This is a genomic window from Sphingobacterium sp. UBA7631, assembly GCF_002483935.1.
Taxonomy (GTDB): Bacteria; Bacteroidota; Bacteroidia; order Sphingobacteriales; family Sphingobacteriaceae; genus Sphingobacterium; species Sphingobacterium multivorum.
Window position 1 is genome coordinate 281,534 of sequence record NZ_DLIX01000011.1, and the last position, 26,218, is coordinate 307,751.

Sequence of the window (26,218 nt, forward strand, 5' to 3'; positions counted from 1 at the left end):
ACAAAATTTAAAGAAAGCATATCAAGCATAGCATAATGGGACAGAATTATACCTACACAGATGCCTTTAACGAGTTACAAACTATCGTGAGGGAAATAGAAAATGGCACAACAAACATTGATGAGCTCGCGGGAAAAATCAAGAGGGCTTCCGACCTCATTCAAGTCTGCAAAGCCAAGTTAACAGCGACGGAGGACGAAGTAAACAGTTTATTACAGCAGATAACCCCGACTCAGGAAACGGATGATGATGAATAAATAAAGCAAACAATATCGTAATTCCTTAATATTGATAGGCCACCACCTGCCTATCACGCCGCAGGGTTTCTACAAGCGCTCTATGCTGGTTAACATTCCCCGTCAATCGCCATACGGTATTCAAACTTTCTTTGTTATACCGTTGACTTATGACGACAGCTTTAAAGCCCATACTTCGGATTAACTGTTCCGTATGTTCAAAATCTGCCTCAGATAAGGTCTGCAGTTCATAGTCTTTTATCTTGTGATAATTGTCAATATAGGTTTGTAGATAAGTTAGCAGCGCTAATATCATCAGAACCAAGCCCACACCAATAAAAGCTAAAAATATATATCCGGCACCAACACACATACCTAAAGAAGCTGTAGCCCAAATTGTCGTAGCGGTCGTTATACCACTTACTTTATTGTCTGCTTTGAAAATCACGCCTGCACCTAGGAAACCGATACCCGTAATAATATTTGCGGCTAATCGATCTGGATTTGCCAAGCCAATTTTTAACGAAAGAATCGTAAAAAGACAAGATCCAAAGCTCACCAATATAAACGTCCTCAAACCCGCAGACTTATTGCGATATTCACGTTCAATCCCGATCAGCAGGCCTATTAAGACTGATAACATAATAAGCAAAACGTCTCGCGTTTCGAAAGGTTGAAATAGGTTATCCATGAGTTTATGTCTTCTTCATCCAATTTAAGAAAAATAGGGAATCTATCAAATGACCTCCCTATTCAAGAATAACTCTTTATCGATCCAATACACCGGAACTTTAATCAGCAATAACGATATATCATAGTAAGCTTCATTTTCATCGACCTAATACATCGGCACTTCAATTAGCAGCAATGATGCATCATAGTAAGCCTCAATGCTTATTTTTTCTGTTTCGTATAAACCAATGGCATCCCTTCTTGAAAGCATTTCATTTGCTACAGCGATCTTTCCTTCCAAAACAAAAAGATAAAGTCCATTTTGCTCAGAATGAACAGTATATTCTATCTTTTTACCTGCCTCTAGGTCTCCCAAGTTAAAATAGGCATCCTGATGTATATGCACAGCATGGTGATCCATTTTATCCGGTGAAACAATCGTTGCAAATTTATTGTGCCGATCCAGTTGAAGGTAGGATTTCTGATCGTATCTGGGCTCCAACCCTATTTCGTTGGGGATTACCCAAATTTGTAAAAATTTAACAAGATCCTTCTGATTGCTATTAAACTCGGCATGCTGCACACCTGTACCTGCAGACATGATCTGCACTTCTCCTGTTTGAATCGTACGGCTATTGCCTAGACTATCCTGGTGTATAAGTGTCCCTTCGAGTGGTATACTAACAATTTCCATATTGTGGTGACCATGCCGATCAAAACCTTGTCCGCCCTCTACCTGATCGTCATTCAATACCCGCAATGCACCAAAATTCATTCTTTCGGGATCAAGATACTGTCCAAAACTGAATGAATGTGCACTTTTCAACCAGCCAAAATCGACGTGACCACGGTCATTTTCCCGATGTATTATCTTTTGCATGTTGTCCTCCTTACTGCATAAGCTTCTCGCTATCAGGAGGCAAAACCCATACCAACGGCAATACGAAACCAAAATCTGCCAATTTTTCAAAAGACATGGCTACAGCGCTTTTAATTTATCCGGAGCAAACGAATGAACAAGTGCACGAGCAAGAATTCTATTCGGGTCTATGAGAATCATCCCATTGTGATCCCGTTCGGGAATAGCCAAAGGCAATTCTGCACAACCCAAAATAATGACCTGTGCGCCTTTCTTTTTCAGGTCATCCATGACCAACAATAGATCCTCTCTTGCTTTATTCGCAATCGGTACCGGTTGGGCCTTTATTCCATAGTCTTCATCATAGATTGCATTATTTACCTTCTCTTGCTGTGTTCCTTCAGGCTCAATAACAACGAAACCTTTTCGGATAAATGCTTCCCGATATAAACTACAGATCTGTTCTCCTGCAGTAGATAAAATGCCTACTGTCGTGTCGGGATAATTTTCCTCTACAAACCGAACCGTTTCATGAACGATATGCAATAGTTTTAACCCACTCCCCATACGCGCCATTTCATCTTGAACAACCGAAAAAATAGGTTCTGCATGGGCCGTATTGGACGGAATCGCGGCTATGGTCGCTCCAGCCGTTTCAAGTTGTCTTAAAATTGCGGCAATAGCCTTACCGGGATTAACATTGGATTTATCCAATAAATGCGCCGTACGATCAGGGATCAAGTTTGGACATGAGAATAACAAGAGCGGCAAGTGTTCCTGATCGGACCTTGCCGCCGTCTCATCTATAATTTTCTTCGTAATATCCAGGCCTCCATATGGGCCTAGTCCGCCTACTATTCCAATCATAAAAACTATTTTTATATCATAGATATAACCAATAGTCCTAAAAATGGTTTGTAGAAATTACCATTCTATGGACTGATCTTCGTCAGGAATCTGTGTATTTAATTGCCGCTCCAAGATCAAAGACCCCGAAACCTTAAACTTAATGGCTGTCGTAGAAACCAAGGTATAATCCGTAAACTCATAATCCACATTATTTACCGTAATATAACGATGCAAGAGGTAAGGACGTACAGCATCCATCTGCTCCGAAACAGTATAACTGGCATCTTTTTTAACAGAAAATTTCATATTTGGATTTTCAGCCCGAAATGTAACACCTCCAGTTTCATTAAACGTTGCAAAGACCTTATAATTCTTCCTGTCTTTGCGATCTTCATCAATGTTCCCTGCATAAAAGAAAATTGTATTTTCATCGACTACATAGCTTCTTATTTGACTCTTTACAATCGGAGTTTCACTTTCATGCCCATCCATCACGACTTTTAAGGCTGTACCGCTGTAAGTTCCTGAATAATTATTGAAAGGATTGACACGCAGCAATGCTTTCTTATAATATTTCCTAGGGTTTATTTTGTATTTACCCGCCGGATCCTCCAAAATAGTCAGTGGAAGAACCCATTTTTCGGCCATATCTATTCCTTTGAGCGAAAAATCGATAGCCATTAATGCGGTGTTCTCCCCCGACTTTATATTCACGGTCTCAGGGATAGAAAAATACGTATTAGTTAGCTGTTTGTAATAGAAATCTTGCCTGGTCTGGAAACGTTCATAATTCAATATGCCCAAGGTATCGGGATCCACCGCAATACGTACTGAAAGATCCGTATTATTTGCGGTTGAACCACTCACCTCCAATGGCTGTAGAAATGTCGTTTTTTGCCCCTCTTTATACCGGACATAAATATTTGCGACACCCTCATTTTCCAAAGGGGCCTTAAATGAAATGTAATGTTCAAATTGTTCCTCTTTCCATTCATCGTTGCATGCATAGCATATGCATAATACCATCAGGAACAAAAGCTGTATAGATGACTTTTTCATAAATTGCATAGTTGATTAATCATTATAAGTCCAACCAGGGTTTTGTGTTAAATTTTTATTGCGTTTTAGCTCTGTATGACTAATTGGCCAAAACCACATTTTATCTGCAAAGGTCGTTTTCAATGTCCAGATTGCAACGGGTTGATAAAAAAGATCGCGTTCCTTTTCATTCATTAGTACATTACAGCCATAAACTGGGAGAGCCTCTTCCACTGGAGCGTCCATCCAGCGACGTAAATCGTAATAACGTTGCCCCTCGCCCATCAACTCAATAAAACGTTCACGTTTTATTGAGTTACGTAAATCATCCTTACTTCCATATATACTCGCCGAAAAATCAGGAACTCCACCTCTAATGCGAACGGGCTGAATACCTTTCTTAATTTCAGCAATATCACGACTTATGGTATAACTTCCCCCACGCCAAGAAGGAATCGTAAAAGAGCCACTTAATTCATTTAATGCTTCGGCATACATCAGTAGTATATCGGCATAACGAATAGCGGGTTCTGCTTTGGGGACCACACGAGATGCAACACCACCTTCATAAGTATCACTTGGATGAACAAACTTTTTAACCCCAAAACCCGTACGTAACCAATATCCATTGGCAGAGTTAAATCCATTGCCTTTCGGGTCTGCACTATAATAAAAGATCTGCTTATTTCGATTTTCCTCTTTTGTCTCATTCAGCAGGGTCCAGAAACTACCACTGTAAGCTACTGAAGCATAAAATCTCGGCTCACGATTTGCATATTGTAAAGAAACTCCGGCACGTAATGGCCTGTATTTTTTTGCATTATAATCGTCCTGAGTAACATAACCTGTACTTCTATTCGAACCATTACCGCGTCCTATTTCTTTATCCTTACCTGGTACATCTGTCCCATCATTCATATAATAGGCGTCGACCAGTTTCTGTGTTAATCCATGTGTATTCCATCCTGTTGCAGAGCGTGGTAATTGATGAATAACCATTTGGTCAATTCCTTCATTGGGCTGATTGCTGCCACGTGTAAATATCAGCTCAGGGTTACCTGAGGCGGACAAGGTACCGTCAAAGACCTGTGCATATGATTTCGTTGGATCAATATTTGCCCATCCCTCAGGCCAGTTTTTATCTGAAAAATTATGATCCTCAGGTGGTCTGACTGTCGCGTCATCCCCTGTTTCCTGAAAAGGTGCTGTATAAAGTTTGTATATTCCCAATTCCATCACATCCCGGGCCGCCGCCGCCGCCTTCGCCCATTTTTCTTCTTTGAAGTCAACAGACAACAATCGTTTTCCTTGTTTGTCTACCAATAGTGCCGCATAGCCGGAATTATTACCATTGGCTAACGGACTTGCCGCATAGAGCAGTACTTTTGCACGTGCTGCCAATGCAGCACCAACAGTTGGCCGTGCCGAACCGTCCTGCCCGCGCTTCATACCTAAGGATTCCATTTCTTTAGCAGCCTGTAACAACTCATCGCTAATATAAGTTGCACATTCCTCATAAGTGCTTCGCGGAATAGCCAGATCGTCATAACTATCCGTATAATCCAACCCTTCATTGGGCAATAATGGAACCGGACCGTATTTCCGTAGCAATAACCAGTAAAGATAAGCTCTTGCAAAACGTGCCTGTCCGCGATAGTCTGAAATTTCAGCTACAGACATTTCGGTATTCATATATATGTTCTGAATAAAAGTCGAAGCATTACGAATGCCAAAATAGCATTGCGTCCATGTACCTTGTTTATCTGCTTCCGTATATTCTCCCATCTTGAACATATTGTAGGACAACTCATTTTTCGATGGATCGTATACTTTATCCCGATCACCATAGTACATATCATCCGCAAAACAATGCGGCGTTAAGCCTTTACTCGCTACATCCGCATTCTCACCAATAAACTGCTGAAATACTTCGGCCAACCATTGCTCCGAGTACACCTTACTTTTAAATGTCTTCTCTATGGTAAGACGATCCTTGAAATATTGATCGGACTTTAAGTAATCTTTTTTGCAGGATGAGAATATACATATTCCCAATACAAGCAACACGGCTATATTTAGTTTCTTTCTTTGCATCTTAATAAGTTTTATAGGTTGACATTGATGCCAAACGTAAACGATTTAGGCAAGGGATAATCTTCTCCTCGTGGAGATGCCAGCTCAGGATCCCAAAGCTTGAATTTCGACCAGGTTAGCAGATTACTTCCAACCAAGAAAATACGAATGCTATTGGTTTTTATTCTGTTGGTAAGTTCTTTTGGCAAGGTGTAACCTATATCTAATGTCTTGAGACGGATATATTGGCCATTACGGAGCCAAAAGGTTGACTCTCTAAAATTATTCGGATTCTCACCATAACTCAGTCTTGGATAAGAGGCATTGGGGTTTTCTGTTGAGGGGGCACCAGATAGGTCTGCCGATATCCAACGGTTATCGCCCATCACGCCCTTCAACACTTGCCCCCATTCACCCTCACTAAATGCATACACTGTCTTTCCATAGGTAAAGAACGTCGATTTTCCGGCGCCCTGGAAATGAACGCTGATATCCAAATTCTTCCAGCTCACAGATGTACCAATACCATAAACAAGATTTGGCCGCCGCGTAGCCCCTATCGCTACACGGTCACCGTCGTCTATAATACCGTCACCGTTGACATCTTTATATTTGATATCCCCAGGCTGGTAGGTTCCGAAGGTTTGTTTCGGACTATTCCGTATATCATCATAATCTTTAAACAACCCTAATGCTATAAGGCCCTTCGCCTGATCCACCCGATAGCCTTTCTGATTTTGATAACCGTATACATTATTTTCTTCATCGATCTCCGTGATTGTATTCTTACTGAACGTAACATTGCTGCGTGCAGTCACATTCACTTCGCCAATCTTTTGCCTATATTCAAGACGCCCATCAAAACCTTCAGATTTTACAGCCCCTACATTTGCACTTGGCACACTCCCTAGTCCAACCATAATTGGCAGGTAATTTCTTGCCATATAAATCCCTGTCCGTTCCTCATTGAAGAAGTCCAAATTCGCAACAATCTTATCTTTAAGCAGGGCAACGTCGAAGCCTAAATTTCTTTTTGTGGCCATTTCCCAAGTGACATTTGGTGAAGCGACCTGTGTATACCGCATTCCAGTGAAATAACGGTCGAATCCATAATCGGCCCATTGATAACCATTGTTTGCGATTTCTCCGATGGTATATAGGTACGGGAATCTTACCCCGCCAGCCAACTGATCATTACCAACCCTTCCCCAAGAATAACGAACCTTGAACATATTTAACCAGGATATATTATTTTTCACAAAAGGCTCCTCTCCGATATTCCAGGCTGCTGAAAAAGCCGGAAAAAATCCATACTGTTTTCCTGGTGCAAAATTTTCTGAGCCGTTATACCCAAAATTAAAATCAGCTATATAACGCGATTTCCAATTATAGGTCAGTCGTCCCGCGAGACCCTGATTTCTTCTTGCAATTCCATTTTTAATGTCATCGCCAAGATCGACCGTCCGAATAAGGGCATCACGCGTAAAGCGGGCAACTGCACCAATATTATGATCACCAATACTACGGTCATAATTGAACATCATGTCATAAAATTCGCGGCGTTCACCACTGGCAGTACTCGACTGATACAATTCATGCGGATCGGAAATATGCGTAAATACCAAATTTCCATTTTCATCACGTGCACGTTCTGCCCGCCACTGTTCAGGCCATTTACGACGGGAAATACTATTATCATTGTTGGTATCATAACCAATAATTCCCCTAAACCGCAATCCTTTGGTTATAAAATCAAAATTTTGCTCAATAGAAATGTTTGTCTGTATTTTGTTTTGCCAATTCTCATTATACCCTGTCTGTGTAGCGACAACCCAAGGGTTTGTCTGATTTCCTGTACCAATTGCTGGAACATAACCATTTGAGTATATAACAGGAGTACGAATTGGTGAATAGCCAAATAATACCCCCCAGAAATCATTATCTCCCAAACCCGGGCTATTCCTTTTATTGAGGGAGCCTGCAACGCCAATTTTCAGAACTGTGCTTTTGGTCACGTTAATATCGGTGTTCAACCGATAGTTGTATCTTTTGTAATTTGCATTCGTATTGTAATCATTCCGTAATGTTTCATCCGTCTTGTACATTCCGCCTTCATCAATATAACTCCCGGACAAAAAATAACGCGCGGTAGATCCGCCGCCGGTCATATTCAGATTGGCACGGTAGGTCATCGCCCCATCTTTGAGCAACAGATCCTTCCAATTGACATTAGGATAAAGATCTGGATCCAATCCCAATCGTAATATTTCTAATTCCTCAGGTTGATAGATGGGTGCGAAATTGCGGGTAATGCGCGCTTCGTTCAAGAGATTGGCATACGTAACGCCATCTTCAAATTCAGGCGTAATGGTGCGGGTATTATAGATATTCTCATCTTTGAAATTGATATTGATCTTCCCGTCTTTACCACGCTTTGTGGTAATTAATATAACACCATTAGCTCCTCGAGAACCATAGATTGCAGTAACGGCAGCATCCTTTAACACCGTAAAAGTCTCTATATCTTCAATATTTATGTCATTAATATCACGTTCGATATTGTCCACCAATACCAGTGCAGAAGAACCACCCCCAAACGTGGATATCCCCCGAATCCAGAATTCGGAAATATTTTTTCCAGGTTGGCCCGACTGTCCCATTGCAAATACCCCGGGCACATTACCCGCCAATGCATTCGACAAACTTGAGGTTGGATTTCCTTTCATGGTGTTTACATCAACACTACTCGTTGCCGCCGTCGATGTGAGTCTCTTTTGTGTACCAGTTCCTGTTACAACAACCTCTTCGAGCACACTGGTCTCTGATTCTTTCAATGTCACATTGACAGCATGACTATCCTTTATTAATATTTCTTGTTTTACATAACCTACAGAAGAGAACACGAGGGTCTTGTAACGTTCCACTTTAATCTTAAAGTTACCCTTGTTATCTGATGTCGTCCCGAGCCCAGGAGCATCCTTTATGGAAATGCTGACTCCAACAACAGGCGCATTTTTAGCATCGGAAATGGTACCTGTTACTTCCAAAATATCCTGTGCCAACACACCGAAAGTGGCACACAGAAGTAACATAAATGTTAGTAATATTTTATTCATCATCTTTTCTCAGGTTAGTCTTGGTTATTTTCATCCATTTCTTCCAATGCTATTTTGCGGATCCGTCGATTCTCGCGGTCGCCAATATAAAAAGCACCTTCTTTCTCATTATAAGCGATACCTGATGGACGGTCAAATCTTGCTTCTTCTCTCAAATCACCGTTAACGTAACCATAGGGATTTGCATTTAGGCTTGAACTGCCACGACCAGCAAAAGTAGTTACTGCCCCCTCCGGTGTAAGCACACGTATGGCATGATTCATAAGGTCTGTAAAATAAAAGTCATACTGATCTGGCTTACCTGCTTCTACATAGGCTTGATTTTTCACAAACACACCTTGGTAAGGCTGATTGACACGAGCGGATGATCCGACACCATCCTTGTATCCCGATTCCCTGACTTTTCCACAAACAAGATAAGGCTGGTTAAAGCGTTTCTTTTCCCAGTTGTAATCGGTACGCATAATATAGCCTTGGTTAATGACCAAAATATACGCGTAATTTCCACTTGGATGAATCAACGCCCGATACTCCCATTCAGGATCCTGAATAACATACAGAAACTCTGCTTTAGTCGTTTTATCTATGAAATATTGATTCAGGTCGAAACGGTAAAACTCTCCTTTCGCGTAACTATTAAAGTACATTTCACCATTGACCGGATGAACGGATGCCCCATTACATTGCTTACTTCTTGTCAAGACCTCTTTATCCAAAAAGTTCCTGGCTCGTGAAAACAGCAAGGTAGATTCATCATTCTCTCCCCCACGATCCTGAGCCACAATCATGTAATTACCATCTAAAGAAAAATCAAGACTACGTGGACGAGAAAAATCCGAACGCTTTTTAGTAATTGTACTATCCTCAAAATTAACGAGATAAAGTCCATTGTTATCATCGAAGGTTATCCACAGATGCTTCGGATTTAATGGATCAAACTTCATAAAAGAGGAAAGCCAAAAGCCGCTTGCCATCTGATTCTGATCCGCATCTTTAAACTTCCCATCTTTCCACGGTTCATCACCGCGAGCGTTTCTATAACCTGCCAGAGTTGATACAACAAGTTTACGCTCATAATCAAAATTTGACTCAGCCTTTCCGATGACAGGTCTCGCCTCCCCACCAACACGCACTTCGATGTCACCTTTGAAAGCCTGTTTTGGCACGAGACAGTAAAGAGACGTCCCCAAAGCATTAATAACCACAGCCTTTTTCCCACCGATAAAGACGGAAACATTTTTTGGATCGTTTCCAAAGTTTTCTCCATAGATCACAAGCCGTTGCCCCATCCCGCCTGTTTTTGGAGTGAAGTCCGAAACAACTACAGGTTGCGACGGATCAAAGGGCACACCTTCTGGAATACTGCCAAGATTGTCGTTCTTGCAGCTTCCAAAGCCCAAAATAAGCACCATAATAGGCCAAATCATCCGATTTAGAAACCAACTATTAGTCGCTATTTGTTTAGTTCTCATAAGGTTTTTAATTGATTAGAATTTATTCTATAAACATTACATATAACCGCCAATGAATCCCAGATTCATTGATCTTCTGATACATCCATTAAAATTTCGTCAGCATAAAAGCTATTTTAGGGGGTATTTTTAGGACGAACGGATTGAGGCCCGCCTCATCATCGAGCGAACGATTAGTTTTAATTTCCACATAATTGGTTACTTTTATATAAAGCTAAATGGTATTAGCTTTCTTAAGCTAAAAAAAAGACTCTAGGACAATCGCTTCAAAGTCTTCCGGTTTTTAAAATTACTATTCTACTAATTTTCTATTTTATACACACAATAGATTATTGACCTTATCCGTTCACGTTCCAACGTTCTACATTATTTTTCTTCACGAAGAAAATGGACGAATGATTTCTGATTTGATTTTCTAAATGCTTCTCTAAGGTTTTCTTTCTATAATTGATTACTCAAATTTAGGGATTGTAAAGATGCTGATACTATAGAATTTTCTCAATAATATGCTTATTTGTATCACACAAAATAAAGAGGATACGCATATTTTCGCATACACCTTTCTCTGGCTATTATCTCGAAAAAAGTATTGTTATGTGAAAAACTCTTCTCTTTGGCTAATTTTGGAATTATCCGGTCTTCAAGAATTGTCGATTGTGAGGTGAAATATCCGATTAGGATCTTATGAATCAAACGGTATCATATATTGTTCTCTCGAATACAAACAAAAAAACCTGCAAAATATTTGCAGGTTTTTATCTTTTGTAGCCCGTAGGGGAATCGAACCCCTGTTTCAAGAATGAAAATCTTGCGTCCTAACCCCTAGACGAACGGGCCTTTTTATGCAACTCCAATAACATTGTTGTTTTTGGAGTTGCAAATATAGACCTTAAAATCAGTATTCCAAAAATAATTTTAAATATTTTTTAAATAAGGTCGAAACCGATATCTCTTCTGAAGTATTTACCTTCAAAATATATCCTTCCGGCATCTGCAGTTGCCTGCTGAAGGGCTTCGAACAGCGAATCTTGCAATGTGGTAACAGCAATTACACGTCCACCTGCAGTAACAATCTTACCATCTAATTCTTTCGTACCTGCTTGAAATACGATGGATTCTTTGACATTTTCAATATTGGCGATCTCTTTTCCCGACTCATAATCTCCAGGATAACCTCCCGCAACCAACATGACAGTTACGGCAGTTTTAGGAGATACTGTATAGGAACGTTGATCCAAATTGCCTTGTGCCACACCCTCCAGTAAATCCAACAAATCCGATTCAATACGCGGCAATACAGATTCAGTCTCTGGATCTCCCATACGAACATTATACTCGATGACATAAGGCTCTCCTTCCACATTCATCAAACCGATGAAAATAAATCCTTTATATGGAATGCCATCTTTTTTAAGTCCTTCAACTGTCGGCCGGATAATACGCTCTTCTACTTTATTCAAAAATGTCTCATCTGCAAAAGGAACCGGAGATATCGATCCCATGCCCCCCGTATTTAGGCCTGTATCGCCTTCTCCAATACGTTTATAATCTTTTGCAGAAGGAAGTACTTTATATGAATTACCATCTGTCAAAACAAAAACAGACAATTCAATTCCTTTTAAAAATTCTTCAACAACCACAACCCGGCTAGCTTCTCCGAATTTTGAGTCTGCGATCATCGCTTTTAGCTCCGCTTTGGCATCTTCCAGCGTCTCACAGATCAATACTCCTTTGCCTGCTGCTAAACCATCAGCCTTAAGCACAATCGGCAATTTTTGCGTTTCAAGGTAAGTCAATCCATCTTCCAATGATGTTGCATCAAACGATCTTGAAGCGGCAGTAGGTACCCCATGGCGATCCATAAACTGCTTTGAAAAATCTTTTGAGCCCTCCAATTGAGCGCCCTCTTGCTGCGGCCCTATTACCGGGATATTTTTTAAATCTTCCCGATTTAAAAAATAATCATGAATACCTTTTACCAAAGGCTCTTCGGGACCGACGAGCACCATTTGCACATTATTCTCCAAAACGAAGGAAGCAATAGCAGCAAAGTCGGTAACTTTAATATTTACATTCTGACCATACGCACCTGTTCCAGCATTTCCTGGAGCAATAAACAATTGATCTAAACGTGGACTTTTCGACAACTTATAGGCGAAGGCAGATTCACGACCTCCTGAACCGATTATTAGGATATTCATAACACAAAGATATTTTTTTTATGCTAATTTTAAGGTATCAGATCGTTTAAAATGAGACTAATATTTTGATTTATAAATTGATTAAAGGAAAAATATTTTCTAATTTTCATAAAACATTAGTCATATGTACGCTAAATTACTGCTGTTAGTAAACTGCCTGCTATTCGCTTTGCTGGCGTCGGCCCAGATCGATCAGACCTTGCAGAAACTGGATACTTACCATGAACGGCACATCAAGGAAAAGATTTATCTCCATTTGGACAAAAATGATTATTCGGCTGGCGAAACCATGTGGTTTAAACTTTACTGTACCACCGCCCCCTTTAATTATTTGAGCAACATCAGTAAAATTGCTAATGTAGAATTGATTTCTCCCACCAATAAGATCATTAAAAGTATCAAAATTCCTATTACACTCGGTCTAAGTATAGGCGACTTCAATCTGCCGGACACTTTGGAAGAAGGCTCCTACCGCGTTAGATCATTTACCCGATGGATGCAAAATGACTCTGTAGCCAATTTCTATGAACGCGTCGTCCCCATTACAAATGGTCGATCTGATCATATCATAACGAAAAGTGAACTGGTCAAAAACGGAACAGAAAACATGTTCCAGATTAATCTGAAAACCATTCAGGGAGCCCCGCTGATTAATAACAACATCAGTTATACCCTACAACCGAACAACAATAAAGAGAAATCCGGCCGACTGAAATCAAACGATAATGGAACAATAGCGCTGGAATTGAAAGATGATTTTAAAGGCGGGACACTGTCTTTACAATTTCTTTCGCTGGATAAAAGACGTATTCTAAAAAGTTTTGTCATCCCGGATCCAAACAACCAAAATAGCATCCAAATTTTCCCCGAGAGTGGCGAACTAGTCAACAACATATTATCCAAAACTGGGTTCAAAATCCTTAGCCCTAATGGTTTAGGAAAAAAAGCAAAAATAAAAGTTGTGGAGGAAAATCAAACAACAGTTGCCGATTTTGAAACAAATTCACTGGGAATGGGAAGTATCCCGCTCGTCTTACAGACAGGAAAAAAATACGTCGCTACAGCCCTCTTCGAAGATGGATCGTCAACAAGTGCGTCATTACCGCCTGTACAGAATTCCGGATATGTTCTAACCGTAAATTCGGTACTAAAGGATAAGATTGCAGCGCAACTTTCCGCTACTGCAGACTTGGTCAATGGCAAAGATATTTATCTAATAGCCCAATACAATGGCCTTGTACTTCATGCCGCCAAGCAGAAACTAAACGGAGCGGAGATCCTATTCAATATTCCCAAAAAAAACCTGCCATCCGGAGTTTTACAGTTGTCTATCTTAACAGACCAAATGATTCCTATTGTGGAAAGACTCGTGTTTAACTACAATACGACATCGACTTTACTTCCTGTCTCCGTAGAACTCAACAAACCCAGCTTCTCAACACGCGATAAAGTGATCGCAAATCTTTCCGTTAACTATGAAGATAGTGACACCACGAGGTTTGCTGCGCTCTCTGCATCAGTGGTAAACCTCAGTAAGGTTGATTCTACGACAGACCGCTATTATTCATCCATTGTCTCGGAGCTTCTATTGAAATCTGATCTTCGCGGCTTTATTGAACGTCCCAATTACTACTTTGCGGATTTAACGAACATCAAACTGACAGAACTGGACAATCTCATGCTGATTCAAGGTTGGCGCAAGTTGGACTGGAAGAATTATACAAGTACAGCAACCGCTGCGTTCCTTCCTGAAAAAGGACTTACCATAGCTGGGACCATCAAGAAAACGGCCCGCAAGGCTGTCGTTCCAAATGCCAAAGTAACAATTATACCGACGAGCAACATGTTGCTGAGTATAGATACACTGACCGATAATAATGGCCGATTTTCATTTGACGAACTTTTATTTGCAGACAGTGTCAAGTTTATTGTGACAGGTGATGGCCCTAAAGAGAAAAAAAGAGTTGATATTGTTATCGACAACCCGCTCACCCCGCCACCTAATGCAAGTAAAGATCAACCCTTGTTGCTTAACGACATCAATACCACCTTGCTTACACAACTGAAAAATAGTCAACAGTTTCTTGGCGAATTGGAAGCGGCTGGTATTATAGAAAAAAGTATCCGATTGGAAGAGGTACAGGTCAACAGGGTGAGAACAACTAAAGCCGACAAAAATTCCAGAAACCTCAATGGGCCAGGAAACGCCGATCAGGTCATCTCTGCAGACGAATTATCCGGCTGTGCTACATTTGCTCAATGCCTCAATGGACGACTAAATGGTGTTATTTTTCGAAATGGTATCCCTTATAGCACAAGATCGATGAATAGTCCGATGCAAGTTGTTCTCGATGGAATGTATATTGAACCCGAACAAATAGATATGATCAACACGGCCGACATTGCGAGTGTTGAAGTCTTGCGTAGTATTGGAAACACGGCAATTTATGGCATGTATGGGGGCAACGGTGTTATCGTGATTACCAGTAAATCGGGAGATGCCATCTCCTCATCGTATACCCCCACAGGCATTGTAACCATCACGCCAAAAGGGTTATATGTGCCCCGAACATTTTTCAAACCCCAATACGATGCAACAATCCAAAATAAGCTTACACGCGACCTAAGGACAACAATCGCCTGGGAACCGAATCTGATCACGCCAAAAGATGGGAAAACACATTTCGAATTCTTCACTTCTGACGAACCCGGAACCTACAAACTAACCGTTGAGGGAATAAGTATGGATGGCAAAATTGCTCATCTCGAATATTTAATAGCGGTAAAACCACAATAGCAGAGCAAACAAATCGTTAAATTTAGAAACAAGGTTATGGAACATATTAAAACCAAAATAGAAGATCATATTTTAAGCATTTTCCTCGACAGGGGAAAATCAAACGCCATAGACACACAGCTATTGAAGGAACTGATAGACACCTTGGAATCTTCCCAACAAAATGAAGCTGTTTATGGTGCAATATTGATTGGCAAGGAAAACTTCTTTAGCGCAGGACTTGATCTAATTACCCTATTCCAATATGATGAAGAACAAATTCGGGAATTCTGGAATTTATTTCTGGAAGCGACATCGCTACTCGCCGCTTTTCCAAAACCAATAGTTGCGGCAATATCTGGTCATAGCCCCGCTGGGGGCTGCGTACTGGCGCTCTGCTGCGATTATCGGATTATGGCCGAAGGGAATTTTGTGATTGGTCTTAACGAGATTCCTGTCGGACTAATCGTCCCTGAAAGTATATTTCAGCTTTATGCGTTTTGGATCGGAAAACGGAATGCGTATCAGAATTTGCTCGAAGGTAAATTGCTTTCTCCTGTAGAAGCAAAAACACAGGGCCTTATAGATGACATTGTTCCCGCTAATACACTCTTCAACACCGCAGCAAAAAAATTAAAACAGATCACGCAGTTCAACCAAAAGACATGGCAGACATCCAAATTGAACTTCCGAAAGGAAATAATCCTTAAATTGCGCGAGAATAGAGAAGAGACAATCCAGCGCATCCTCGAACAATGGTGGCTTCCGTCAACGCGCTCTATTTTAAAGTCAATTATTGAAAACTTGACTTCAAAGAAGTAATATTAAACAAAATCATCATGAGAAATCTCATTTTCTTTATTCTTATTTGTCTCACTGCAAGCTCGATCTCCTGCAGAAATAGTAAAAAAGAAGATAAAGCTGTAAAAATCGTGCAGGATTCAGTTCCTGTGGATACCATACAAAAACGTGACACGACTGAAAAGGACGTAAAGAAAGAGAACTCCGAAACACTGGAGGAAGTACTGGAGAAACTTGCCAAGGCCTATTCGGAACAGGACAGTAAAACAATAAATACCTACATACATCCCAAATTGGGAATTTATATGATCTACCGTCCCGGCGCACTTGACTCTTATGTACACCAAAACAGTTTTAATTTTTCTAAACCTGTGCCAGAGTATCATTCTTATGAAAAGTTAACGTACAAGGGCCCTTTGAAGTCCGGAAAACTACCTATTTTTGATTGTGGTACGATGAAGTGGGATAAATCCGGATTCTATTATGATAAAAAATCCCGTCCGAATGAACTATCTCAAACGGCAAAGTTCATGAATGAAATTCTTGATGCCAAAATTAGTAATACTGAATTACAGCGACTAAGGAACATAGAATCCAGAAGTTATAGAGCCATTATGACCTCCAATGAGCATGAGGAACCCTTTGTTTTTCATGTGACAAAAGAGGGAGAAAAATGGTATATTACAGTCATAGACCGCGCTTATGCCGGATGTGACGCATAGTATTTTTTAAATTTTAACCAAACTTAACGATAATGAAAAATTTAGATAAGGACATACAAAAGAAAATCGAAGATTGGTTAACACCAAGTTATGATGAAGGAACTCGAAAAGCAGTTCAGGATTTAATCGACAATAATGAGGAGACGGAACTTACGGATTCTTTTTACAAGGATCTTGAATTTGGAACCGGAGGTTTAAGAGGCATTATGGGCGTTGGCTCTAATCGTATGAATAAGTATACGATCGGCAAAGCAACTCAAGGATTAGCCAACTATCTAAAGAAACAGTTCCCAGATCAGGAGATTAAAGTAGCGGTATCATATGACAGCCGTAACAATTCGCAGGCTTTTGGCCAGCTGGTTGCCAACGTGTTTGCAGCCAACGGCATCAAGGTACATCTGTTCACGGCATTGCGCCCGACCCCAATGTTGTCGTTCGCCATCCGCCATTTCGGCTGTCAAAGCGGTGTTATGCTAACGGCTTCACACAACCCAAAGGAATACAATGGTTATAAGGCTTATTGGAATGATGGATGCCAGCTGACGGCCCCACATGATAAAAATGTAATCGATGAAGTAAACGCAATCAATACTGTTAACGACATTAAATTTGAAGGGAACACACACAATATCATTCCCGTCGGCGATGAAATTGATCAGCTCTATATCGATGCCAATAAAAAATTAAGTATTCATCCTGAAGCGGTACTCGCTCAAAAAAACTTGAAAATTGTTTTTTCGCCGATACATGGAACTGGAATTACTATTGTCCCAAAAATGCTGGAAGCCTGGGGATTTGAAAATGTTTCAGTCGTTGCTGAACAGGCCACACCTGATGGCAACTTTCCAACGGTAATCTATCCAAACCCCGAAGAGGAAGATGCGATGGCCTTAGCAAAGAAAAAAGGAGAAGAAATTGATGCTGATCTTGTATTAGCAACAGACCCTGATGCCGATCGTGTAGGTATTGCCGTAAAAAATAATAAGGGCGAGTTTCAACTGCTCAATGGTAATCAGATCGGCAGTTTATTGGTATACTATGTCCTCAGTGCAAAAAGTGAACTAAAACAACTCGGATCGAATCCATATATTGTAAAAACCATCGTCACCAGCAACTTACAAGCCGATATTGCAGATCACTATGGTGTAAAACACTATGAAACCCTTACTGGCTTCAAATATATCGGTGAATTGATTACCAATTTAGGTGATTCAGCACAATATCTTGTGGGCGGAGAAGAAAGTTATGGTTTCTTAGTAGGCGATTTAGTGCGTGACAAGGACGCTCCAAACTCTTGTGCTTTCCTAGCCGAAATGACCGCCTATTTCAAAACAAAAGGAAAAACAGTTTACGAAGTCCTGTTAGATATCTACAAAGAATTTGGCTGTTATCAAGAAAAGCTCATTTCTCTTACAAAAAAAGGAAAAGCTGGTGCCGAAGAAATTCAAGCCATGATGAATGGCCTACGTCACAATCTACCAACGATACTGGGAGGAATAAAAGTCAAAGAAATCAGGGACTACCAACTTTCCCAAACCACAGATATGATTACAGGGGAGCGAAGAGCAATCTCGTTACCAAAGTCTGATGTGTTGCAATTTATTACAGTAGATGGCGATGTGATCTCTGCCAGACCCTCAGGAACAGAACCCAAGATTAAATTTTACTGTTCTGTAAAAGAAAACTTAACGGATACGGCAGATTATGTAGATGTGCAAACTGTTTTGGAAGAGAAGGTTGACCGTATGATGAAAGATATTGTAGGCTAATGGAAAAGTGGAAACTATTATCCTCTGCATATATCTGTAAAGAGCCTTGGGCCACGCTGCGCAGAGATACTTGTGAGCTTCCGGATGGACGGATCAATGATCATTATTACGTACTGGAGTATCCAGATTGGGTCAATATGATCGGAATCACTGAGCAGAACGAGCTTTTGGTCATTAAGCAATACCGCCATGGAGCCGGCATTATTGCATTGGAGATTCCCGCAGGGACAACAGAACCTGGAGAAGATCCTAAAAATGCTGCTGTACGTGAAATGCTTGAAGAAACAGGCTATCAATTTGATCAGATTGAAGAGATCGCCGCACTTTATGCCAATCCGGCGACAAGTGGCAATATCACTTATACTTATCTGATGACAGGCGGCAAAAAAGTTCAGGAACAGGCATTGGATGAACATGAGGAAATCGATGTCTATCGTATACCGCTTGAAGAAGCGAAAAGGATGCTACTGGACAACAAATTCAACCAGGCACTCCATGCGAGTGCGCTATTCTATGCTTTTAATAAATTAGGCTTGTTATAAAACAAGCCTAATTTTATTCTGTTTTTTTCATTCATACTTTTAATTTTCACTAGCATGCTGATTTTTGTACCTTTGCGTCATGGCAAGAGAAATTTTTGAAACCAAACGAAAGGCCCTGAAAATAAATCTGAACCCAGAGATTTATGGAACCTTTGCAGAAATCGGTGCTGGACAGGAAGTCGCACGTAACTTTTTCAACGCAGGAGCAGCATCAGGCACAATTGCTAAAACAATGTCGGCTTACGACATGGCTTTCAGTGATGCGATTTATGGTGAAGAGGCTGATGGTCGTTACGTCAGCAGAACACGTTTAAAGAAAATGCTCTCCCATGAATTCGATCTTCTTACCCAACGGCTTCATGGCGATAAATACTGCAACAAAAAATTCTTTGCCTTTGCAGATACCGTAACAACGCTCAATTTCACGAAGACAAATGAACCTCATGGCTGGATCGGACTTCGCTTCCAGCATGAAGTGGGAGGCCCTACAAATGATATTATTGTCCATGTAAGACTGCTAGACAGCGACAACCAATTACAACAAAAAGTTTTAGGTATCATTGGTGTTAACCTGTTATTTGCAGCTTATTATTATACAGACAATGTGCAGACCATGATCGAATCATTGGTCGATAACCTTTCTGTTGGTTCCGTTGAGATTGACCTGGTTAAATTAAACGGACCGCTGTTTGAAAACGTCAACCAACGTCTCATCAACTTATACCTGATCGCAAAGGGATTTGCTAAAGCCGCAATATTCCAGCCTGATGGCAAAGCAGTACAAATCAAAGATTATCTGTACAAAAAGAACATTATTTTACTTCGTACCAAATACCGTCAGAAATCCCTTCCAAACTTTGATCTCTTCAATCTTGCCGTTGAACAGTTCAAAAAAAATACGGGTGCAACTGACGCAGACACCATTGTATTAATTGAGGTGCTGATGGGAAATGTCCTGGAAGACACGCATGAAATTACAGGTGAGGACCTTCAGGAATTTGCTTCTAGAGCTGACGAATTATGTGCAACAGGCAATAATATTATCGTTAGCAACTTTAGAAGAAATAATCATTTAGCAGAGTTTATAAGCAACTTTAAGCCCAAAAACATTGGAATTGCAACCAACGTTTACAATTTAAAGAACATTTTCAATTCAGATAATTATAATAAAGAGCTATACACAAATGAACTCCTTTCCTATATCTCTGGAATGTTCAACAAAAATGTGAAACTCTATGCATATCCTTATCTCTTGAAAAAAGAAAATAAGATTATTACGACGCACAATATGCCCGTTTCTGAAGAAGCCAAACCTTTGTTTGAATTCTTAATTAAAAACGGCTATATCATCGATATTGAAAATTACGACGAGAAATTTGTAAAAACCGTATAAGCAAATCGTCTGCAAAATTTAAATTCATTATCTAGCCCAATTTTCTTAAATTGGGCTATCTTTATTTTTATGCCTTATGACGCAAGAAAATGTAATCCTGGTTGACAGCAATGACAATATGATTGGTAGCATGGAGAAATATGAAGCCCATGAAAAAGGGCTATTGCACCGTGCTTTTAGTGTATTTTTGTTCAATGATCAAGATGAATTACTGCTGCAACAAAGAGCTTTAAGTAAATACCACTGTGGCGGACTTTGGACCAATAGCTGCTGCTCGCATCAGCGTCTGGGAGAAACTAACGTAGAGGCCGCCAAAAGGCGCTTAATGGAAGAACTGGGCATTACAGCAATGGACCTTCAAGATACCTTCTCGTTCGTTTATAAGGCTAAATTTGACAACGGACTTACGGAGCATGAATTCGATTATGTCTTATTTGGAAAATTTAATGGAACTCCAGAATTTAACGAAGAAGAAGTTGCCGAAACAAAATACTTGAATCGGCAGGAAATTCAAGATGCAATACAACAGGCACCCCAGCAGTTTACGCCCTGGTTCAAACTCATCTATGAACGTGCTTTTGATACGTATTTCAGTATATATAAAAACAAATTATAACGGTCATATACCATACAAAAAAGATCCTGCCTTTTAAAAAGCAGGATCTTTTTTCTTTCGTTTGGTGAAGCACTATAAGAATTTTTTATAGATGGAATAAAGAATCTTAAGGTCATTCTCTCCCATGAACGCTGTATTTACGTCCTGCTGAACGTAGTGAATCTTAAATGCTTTTATTGCTGCATCCAGGTTACTCACATCGTATCCGATGATACGTAATGCCATTTTCGGGTTAAAGTCTGCTGGAGGCGTCTCTAAATAGTCCTCATACCAAAAACCGAATCCTTGATCAGCCAGTTTTTTCCAAGGAAAACGTGATGGATCGTTTTTTCGAGTTGGTGCCAGATCCATATGTCCAATAAAATTTGCCTGCGGAATTCTATAAGTCGTTTTTAAATAGGCCAGCAACTGCGTCAAGGCATTTATCTGTGCATCAGTCCAAGGGTCAGTGGTCCCATTATTGTCTAGCTCAATGCCAATAGAAGAAGAATTGAGGTCCGTATCATTGCCCCATTTCCCCAACCCTGCATGATGCGCACGATAGAGGTCATTGACCATCTGCACTACTTTCCCATCCCGACCGACCACATAATGGGAGCTTACACCTGCTTTCGCGGAATGAAATGTACGGATGGTCTGTCCCAAGGAATCCTGTGCTGTATGATGAATAACAACAAAATTGGGCTTACGGATACCGAAATTAATCGAGGCGATCCATTGTTGATCTTTGACATTCACCTTCTCCAATTGACCGGTAACAGGCGATTGTTTATAGAGTTTTGACAATTCTTTTGCTTGCTTCTTATATACCTTTTCAGTCTTTGCGTATTTCCCCCCCGCACAGGAAGCCAATAATGCCGTTGCGACACAAAGATTGATGGAAAATTTTAGTATCTTCATATTGAAATGTTTCAGCACAAACTAAGGCAAATTTGCCAATAAAAACAAATTTATTAAGTCCATCTTATTGTCCGGGATATTTTCCAAACGCTCTTTTCTCATGCATATATGGGACAATGTTGGTTGTTAAACTGGGACAATACAGTTTTAAAAAAAGCCCAAACCAATGTTTGAGCTTTTCCCTATCAACTATGGATTTCTTCTTTATAGTATAATTACGTTTTTATTATTTTAGTGCGCTGAGGTTTAATTTTGTCAAAAAACCTTTTAGCTCGTCCAGGCTATACCCATTTCCCCGAAGGGTAATTAAATAGCGATCTTTCTCGAGATAACTTATTTCGGAAGTTTTCGCCGTTGAGCCTTCCACTCCTTTGCTATCCGTTGTTTTTGCCCGTTTGCCTTCAAACTCGCCAGTTTTTTCTATTCCAGTATCTGTAATTTTCTCTGAATCTACCATGAAGCCCATTTGCGCTAAGCCCACGATTGCCGAAGCTGTCTCGCCCGCCCCATCAATAATATTGACTTTAATTTCCTTTTGGTTATCTACAGTATATGTCGCCTCTCCAGATACAACCTCTGCCCCATACATGGATCCGCCAGAATAGGAAGTTCTTTTTAAACCATCTAAGCTTTCCGGTAAAAAAGCCTTCAACTCTTCCGAACTTAATGGTTTTTCGGATTTAAGTTTGGCTTGAAGGTCTTCCAATTTTTTTGCTCCATCACTCAGGTTATCCAAGTTGGATACTCCTTTAACTACATCCGAAATCCCAGCCTCTTTCTCCTTAGCATCTTCACTCCCTTCACTGGATTTACTGTTGCCGCAGCTCGCGACCAAAAGGCCCAGTCCTAAGAGAACAGGCATTACTTTCCATTGTCTTTTCATGATTATCAGTTTTAATTAAAACGCCAAAAAGAACAAAATAATATAATTAATCTAAATTTTAAAATCTGTTTGTATACGATCCTTCGACGGTAAAGTTTAACCAGAGTACCGTTCTATTTTTCTTTTACCCATGCACCTGAACAGATTGCACAAAAAAAGGCCTCTATACGAATATAGAGGCCTTCATTATAGCAACCGAGACTATGCTTCGGCGTACTCTTCAATTGATGGACACGAACAAATCAATGTACGGTCACCTTGAGAGTCGTTTACACGTCCTACCGAAGGCCAGAATTTACGTTCTCTTACATACTCCAATGGGTATGCGGCTGTTTGACGGCTGTAAGGTCTATCCCACTCGTCTGCGGTTACAACCGAAGCAGTATGTGGTGCATGTTTCAGTACATTGTTAGCTTGACCTACCTCTCCTGCTTCAACCGCTGCGATCTCTTCACGGATAGCAACTAATGCATCACAGAAACGATCCAATTCAGCCTTAGACTCTGATTCAGTAGGCTCAACCATCAATGTTCCTGCAACAGGGAAAGAAACAGTGGGTGCGTGGAAACCATAATCCATCAAACGTTTTGCAATATCTGCAACCTCGATACCAAAGTTTTTGAATCCACGGCAATCTAAGATCATTTCGTGTGCACAACGTCCGTTAGTACCTGAATAAAGTACAGGATATGCATTTTCTAAACGCGCTTTAATATAGTTTGCATTTAATATTGCTGTTCTTGTCGCATTTGTCAAACCTTCACCACCCATCATTGAAATATAGGCATGGGAAATAAGCAAGATTGATGCTGAACCAAATGGAGCTGCAGAAACGGCAGAGATGCCCTCTTCACCAGAAGTAGAAACCACTTCGTGGTTAGGTAAGAAAGGAACCAAGTGTTTTGCAACACCGATAGGCCCCATACCTGGACCTCCTCCACCGTGAGGAATACAGAATGTTTTATGGAGGTTCAAGTGACAAACATCAGCGCCAATATGGCCTGGGCTTGTCAATCCAACCTGTGCATTCATGTTCGCACCGTCCATGTAAACCTGACCACCATTTGCATGAACAATTTCACACACTTCAATAATAGACTCTTCAAATACACCGTGTGTAGAAGGATAAGTCACCATCAGTGAGTTCAAGTTTGCAGCATGTTCAGTCGCTTTTGCTCTTAAATCTGGAATATCGATATTTCCCAATTCATCACATTTCACAACAACCACTTTCAATCCAGCCATAGAAGCAGAAGCAGGGTTCGTTCCGTGTGCAGAAGCAGGAATCAAACAGATATTACGTCCGTGATCACCACGGCTTTCATGGTAAGCACGAATAACCATCAGACCAGCGTACTCACCTTGTGCTCCTGAGTTTGGTTGGAAGCTCATTTTTGCAAAACCAGTGATCTCCGACAACCAATCATTCAATTCGCCAATCATTTGCATATATCCAGAAGTTTGATCTGCAGGAGCAAATGGATGCAAACCGCCAAATCTCGCCCAAGTAACTGGTACCATTTCGGCTGTAGCATTCAATTTCATCGTACATGACCCCAATGGAATCATCGAGTGGCAAAGCGATAAATCTTTTGCTTCCAAAGATTTGATATAGCGCAACATCTCATGTTCAGAATGATAGCTATTAAAGTTTGGATGTGTTAAGTAGGCAGAAGTACGTACTAAATCGGCAGGAATTGAAGAACCTAAATTCTCTTCCAATGCATCGAAATCTACGTCATTCAATGTTTTACCTTGAATTTTAGCAAATACTTTGACAATTGTCTTGATATCTTCGTATGTCGTTGTTTCGTCGATAGCAATTGAAACTTCCGAACCATTGTAATAGAAGTTTAATTCGTTATTTAATGCTTCAGATTTCAAAGCACCAGCATGACCACCTAAGTCTACACGTAGTGTGTCAAAATAAGCTGCATTCAATTGCGTATAACCCAATGATTGTATTGCTTGATCCAACAGGCTAGCCAATGCATTGATACGTGAGGCTATATTTTTGATTCCTTCAGGGCCATGGTATACGGCATAGAAAGAAGCCATAATCGCTAAAAGAGCTTGTGCAGTACAAATATTAGAAGAAGCTTTATCACGGCGGATATGCTGTTCACGAGTCTGCAAAGCCATACGCAATGCATACTTTCCATTTGAATCGGAAGTAACACCGATGATACGACCAGGGATATTACGTTTAAAGCTGTCGCGTGTCGCAAAATAGGCTGCATGAGGACCACCAAAGCCCATCGGTACACCAAAACGTTGGGAATTACCAACAACAACATCTGCACCCCATTCTCCCGGAGGCGTTAATAATGCTAAGCTCATCAAATCTGCCGCCGCACACACGGTAATATGCTTACTGTGAGCTGTAGCCGCAAATGATTTATAATCGACAATGGAGCCATCAGCAGCAGGATATTGAACAAATGCAGCAAATACATCGTCTGTTAATTCTGATTCAGCAATAGCCGCAATTTTAAGCTCGATACCAAAAGACAAAGCACGGGTCTTCAATACATCAATCGTCTGCGCATAGGCATTGTTCGACACCAAGAAAACATTAGCATCTTTATTTTTCCGAGCTGAATAAAGCATAAACATGGCTTCAGCTGCAGCCGTAGCTTCATCCAACAAAGAGGCATTGGCAATTTCTAAACCTGTGAAATCACAAATTACAGTCTGGAAGTTCAATAAAGCTTGTAACCTACCTTGTGCAATCTCCGCCTGATAAGGCGTATACTGCGTATACCATCCTGGGTTTTCAAATACATTGCGTTGAATGACGCCCGGAAGGATTACATCGTAGTAACCTTGACCAATAAAAGATTTAAAAACTTTATTTTTCTCAGCGATTTCCGCAATACGCTTTAAATAGGCTACCTCAGACAATGCTTTGGGAAGATTTAAAGGCTTTGGAGCACGAATTTGAGAAGGGACCGTTTGGTCAATAAGCTGGTCAATTGACGAAACGCCTAATTTAGCCAACATTTCATTCGCTTCAACTGGACTTGGGCCATTGTGGCGACTTTCGAATTTTTCTTGGAAGTGTATATTGCTCATGTGTGCAAAAAGTTAACGCTTATAGATAGTTAGCGACATAATAATTAGGCAATTAACTCTCTTATAAACAGTCGTTTTTTGGATGAGCAAAGATAGCAAAATAAATGACTGAAAACGAAGCAAAAAAGTGGATAAAAAGTCAGTTTTACTGAGCTACCGAAATGCAATCGATTGTCTTTGTCAATTAATTTTTGGAATAACCTCAAACATACAGGTTGTTCATTA

The 26,218-nt window shown here is 40.4% G+C and carries 19 protein-coding genes and 1 tRNA gene; 8 read left to right on the plus strand and 12 right to left on the minus strand.

Annotated elements, in window-relative coordinates:
- Positions 1-35 precede the first annotated feature (35 nt).
- Positions 36-257 carry an exodeoxyribonuclease VII small subunit gene (gene xseB, locus B3P16_RS23510; protein ID WP_070562394.1) on the plus strand — a complete coding sequence of 74 codons (222 nt, stop codon included), beginning with the start codon at positions 36-38 and terminating at the stop codon, positions 255-257.
- A gap of 25 nt (positions 258-282) precedes the next feature.
- Here xseB and B3P16_RS23515 read toward each other — a convergent pair whose 3' ends face one another.
- The 9 genes from B3P16_RS23515 to purD all read right to left on the minus strand — a co-directional run bounded on the left by B3P16_RS23515 (position 283) and on the right by purD (position 12,516).
- Positions 283-927: an MgtC/SapB family protein gene (locus tag B3P16_RS23515; protein WP_286844772.1), complete on the minus strand. Its 645-nt coding sequence runs from the start codon at positions 925-927 to the stop codon at positions 283-285.
- A 147-nt stretch (positions 928-1,074) separates the two neighbouring features.
- Complete coding sequence (locus B3P16_RS23520; protein WP_286844774.1) at positions 1,075-1,788, minus strand: pirin family protein; 714 nt, start codon at positions 1,786-1,788, stop codon at positions 1,075-1,077.
- Between the two features lie 99 nt (positions 1,789-1,887).
- A complete protein-coding gene (locus B3P16_RS23525; RefSeq protein WP_286754164.1) occupies positions 1,888-2,634 on the minus strand; it encodes an aspartate/glutamate racemase family protein in 747 nt (248 codons plus the stop codon).
- A 57-nt stretch (positions 2,635-2,691) separates the two neighbouring features.
- Complete coding sequence (locus B3P16_RS23530; protein ID WP_286844775.1) at positions 2,692-3,675, minus strand: DUF4973 domain-containing protein; 984 nt, start codon at positions 3,673-3,675, stop codon at positions 2,692-2,694.
- 15 nt (positions 3,676-3,690) lie between these two features.
- Positions 3,691-5,748 (minus strand): RagB/SusD family nutrient uptake outer membrane protein, encoded by a 2,058-nt coding sequence (locus B3P16_RS23535; RefSeq protein ID WP_286844777.1) that lies wholly within the window; start codon positions 5,746-5,748, stop codon positions 3,691-3,693.
- Between the two features lie 11 nt (positions 5,749-5,759).
- Positions 5,760-8,846 carry a SusC/RagA family TonB-linked outer membrane protein gene (locus B3P16_RS23540; protein WP_286844778.1) on the minus strand — a complete coding sequence of 1,029 codons (3,087 nt, stop codon included), beginning with the start codon at positions 8,844-8,846 and terminating at the stop codon, positions 5,760-5,762.
- An 11-nt stretch (positions 8,847-8,857) separates the two neighbouring features.
- On the minus strand, positions 8,858-10,315 hold the full coding sequence (locus B3P16_RS23545; protein WP_286844779.1) for an IPT/TIG domain-containing protein: 1,458 nt from the start codon (positions 10,313-10,315) through the stop codon (positions 8,858-8,860).
- Between the two features lie 765 nt (positions 10,316-11,080).
- Positions 11,081-11,152: transfer RNA gene (locus B3P16_RS23550), tRNA-Glu, on the minus strand.
- 89 nt (positions 11,153-11,241) lie between these two features.
- On the minus strand, positions 11,242-12,516 hold the full coding sequence (gene purD / locus B3P16_RS23555) for a phosphoribosylamine--glycine ligase (protein WP_286844780.1): 1,275 nt from the start codon (positions 12,514-12,516) through the stop codon (positions 11,242-11,244).
- A gap of 124 nt (positions 12,517-12,640) precedes the next feature.
- On the opposite strand from purD, the gene B3P16_RS23560 reads away from it, so the two are divergent.
- The 7 genes from B3P16_RS23560 (at position 12,641) to idi (ending at position 21,135) form a co-directional block, all read left to right on the plus strand.
- Positions 12,641-15,313 carry a carboxypeptidase-like regulatory domain-containing protein gene (locus tag B3P16_RS23560; RefSeq protein ID WP_286844783.1) on the plus strand — a complete coding sequence of 891 codons (2,673 nt, stop codon included), beginning with the start codon at positions 12,641-12,643 and terminating at the stop codon, positions 15,311-15,313.
- Positions 15,314-15,349: 36 nt separating this feature from the next.
- The gene (locus B3P16_RS23565; protein ID WP_286844784.1) at positions 15,350-16,114 is read left to right on the plus strand and encodes an enoyl-CoA hydratase/isomerase family protein; all 765 of its coding nucleotides are present in this window, start codon (positions 15,350-15,352) and stop codon (positions 16,112-16,114) included.
- A 17-nt stretch (positions 16,115-16,131) separates the two neighbouring features.
- Positions 16,132-16,815: a hypothetical protein gene (locus B3P16_RS23570; protein ID WP_286844786.1), complete on the plus strand. Its 684-nt coding sequence runs from the start codon at positions 16,132-16,134 to the stop codon at positions 16,813-16,815.
- Positions 16,816-16,847: 32 nt separating this feature from the next.
- On the plus strand, positions 16,848-18,584 hold the full coding sequence (locus B3P16_RS23575) for a phospho-sugar mutase (RefSeq protein ID WP_286844788.1): 1,737 nt from the start codon (positions 16,848-16,850) through the stop codon (positions 18,582-18,584).
- The gene (locus B3P16_RS23580) at positions 18,584-19,126 is read left to right on the plus strand and encodes an NUDIX hydrolase (RefSeq protein WP_286768787.1); all 543 of its coding nucleotides are present in this window, start codon (positions 18,584-18,586) and stop codon (positions 19,124-19,126) included. The genes B3P16_RS23575 and B3P16_RS23580 overlap by 1 nt, the downstream gene beginning before the upstream one ends.
- A 79-nt stretch (positions 19,127-19,205) precedes the next feature.
- Positions 19,206-20,519, plus strand: coding sequence for a nicotinamide mononucleotide adenylyltransferase (locus B3P16_RS23585; RefSeq protein WP_201639933.1), 1,314 nt, complete (start codon positions 19,206-19,208; stop codon positions 20,517-20,519).
- A 76-nt stretch (positions 20,520-20,595) separates the two neighbouring features.
- Positions 20,596-21,135, plus strand: a complete 540-nt coding sequence (idi, locus tag B3P16_RS23590) for an isopentenyl-diphosphate Delta-isomerase (protein WP_286844790.1) — start codon at positions 20,596-20,598, stop codon at positions 21,133-21,135.
- Between the two features lie 72 nt (positions 21,136-21,207).
- On the opposite strand, the gene B3P16_RS23595 is transcribed toward idi, so the two are convergent.
- From B3P16_RS23595 to gcvP, 3 genes are all read right to left on the minus strand, one after another.
- Positions 21,208-22,035 carry an N-acetylmuramoyl-L-alanine amidase gene (locus B3P16_RS23595; protein WP_070562547.1) on the minus strand — a complete coding sequence of 276 codons (828 nt, stop codon included), beginning with the start codon at positions 22,033-22,035 and terminating at the stop codon, positions 21,208-21,210.
- A gap of 226 nt (positions 22,036-22,261) precedes the next feature.
- A complete protein-coding gene (locus tag B3P16_RS23600) occupies positions 22,262-22,918 on the minus strand; it encodes a hypothetical protein (RefSeq protein WP_286844791.1) in 657 nt (218 codons plus the stop codon).
- 201 nt (positions 22,919-23,119) lie between these two features.
- Positions 23,120-25,993, minus strand: coding sequence for an aminomethyl-transferring glycine dehydrogenase (gene gcvP, locus B3P16_RS23605; RefSeq protein ID WP_286844792.1), 2,874 nt, complete (start codon positions 25,991-25,993; stop codon positions 23,120-23,122).
- Positions 25,994-26,218: the final 225 nt, after the last annotated feature.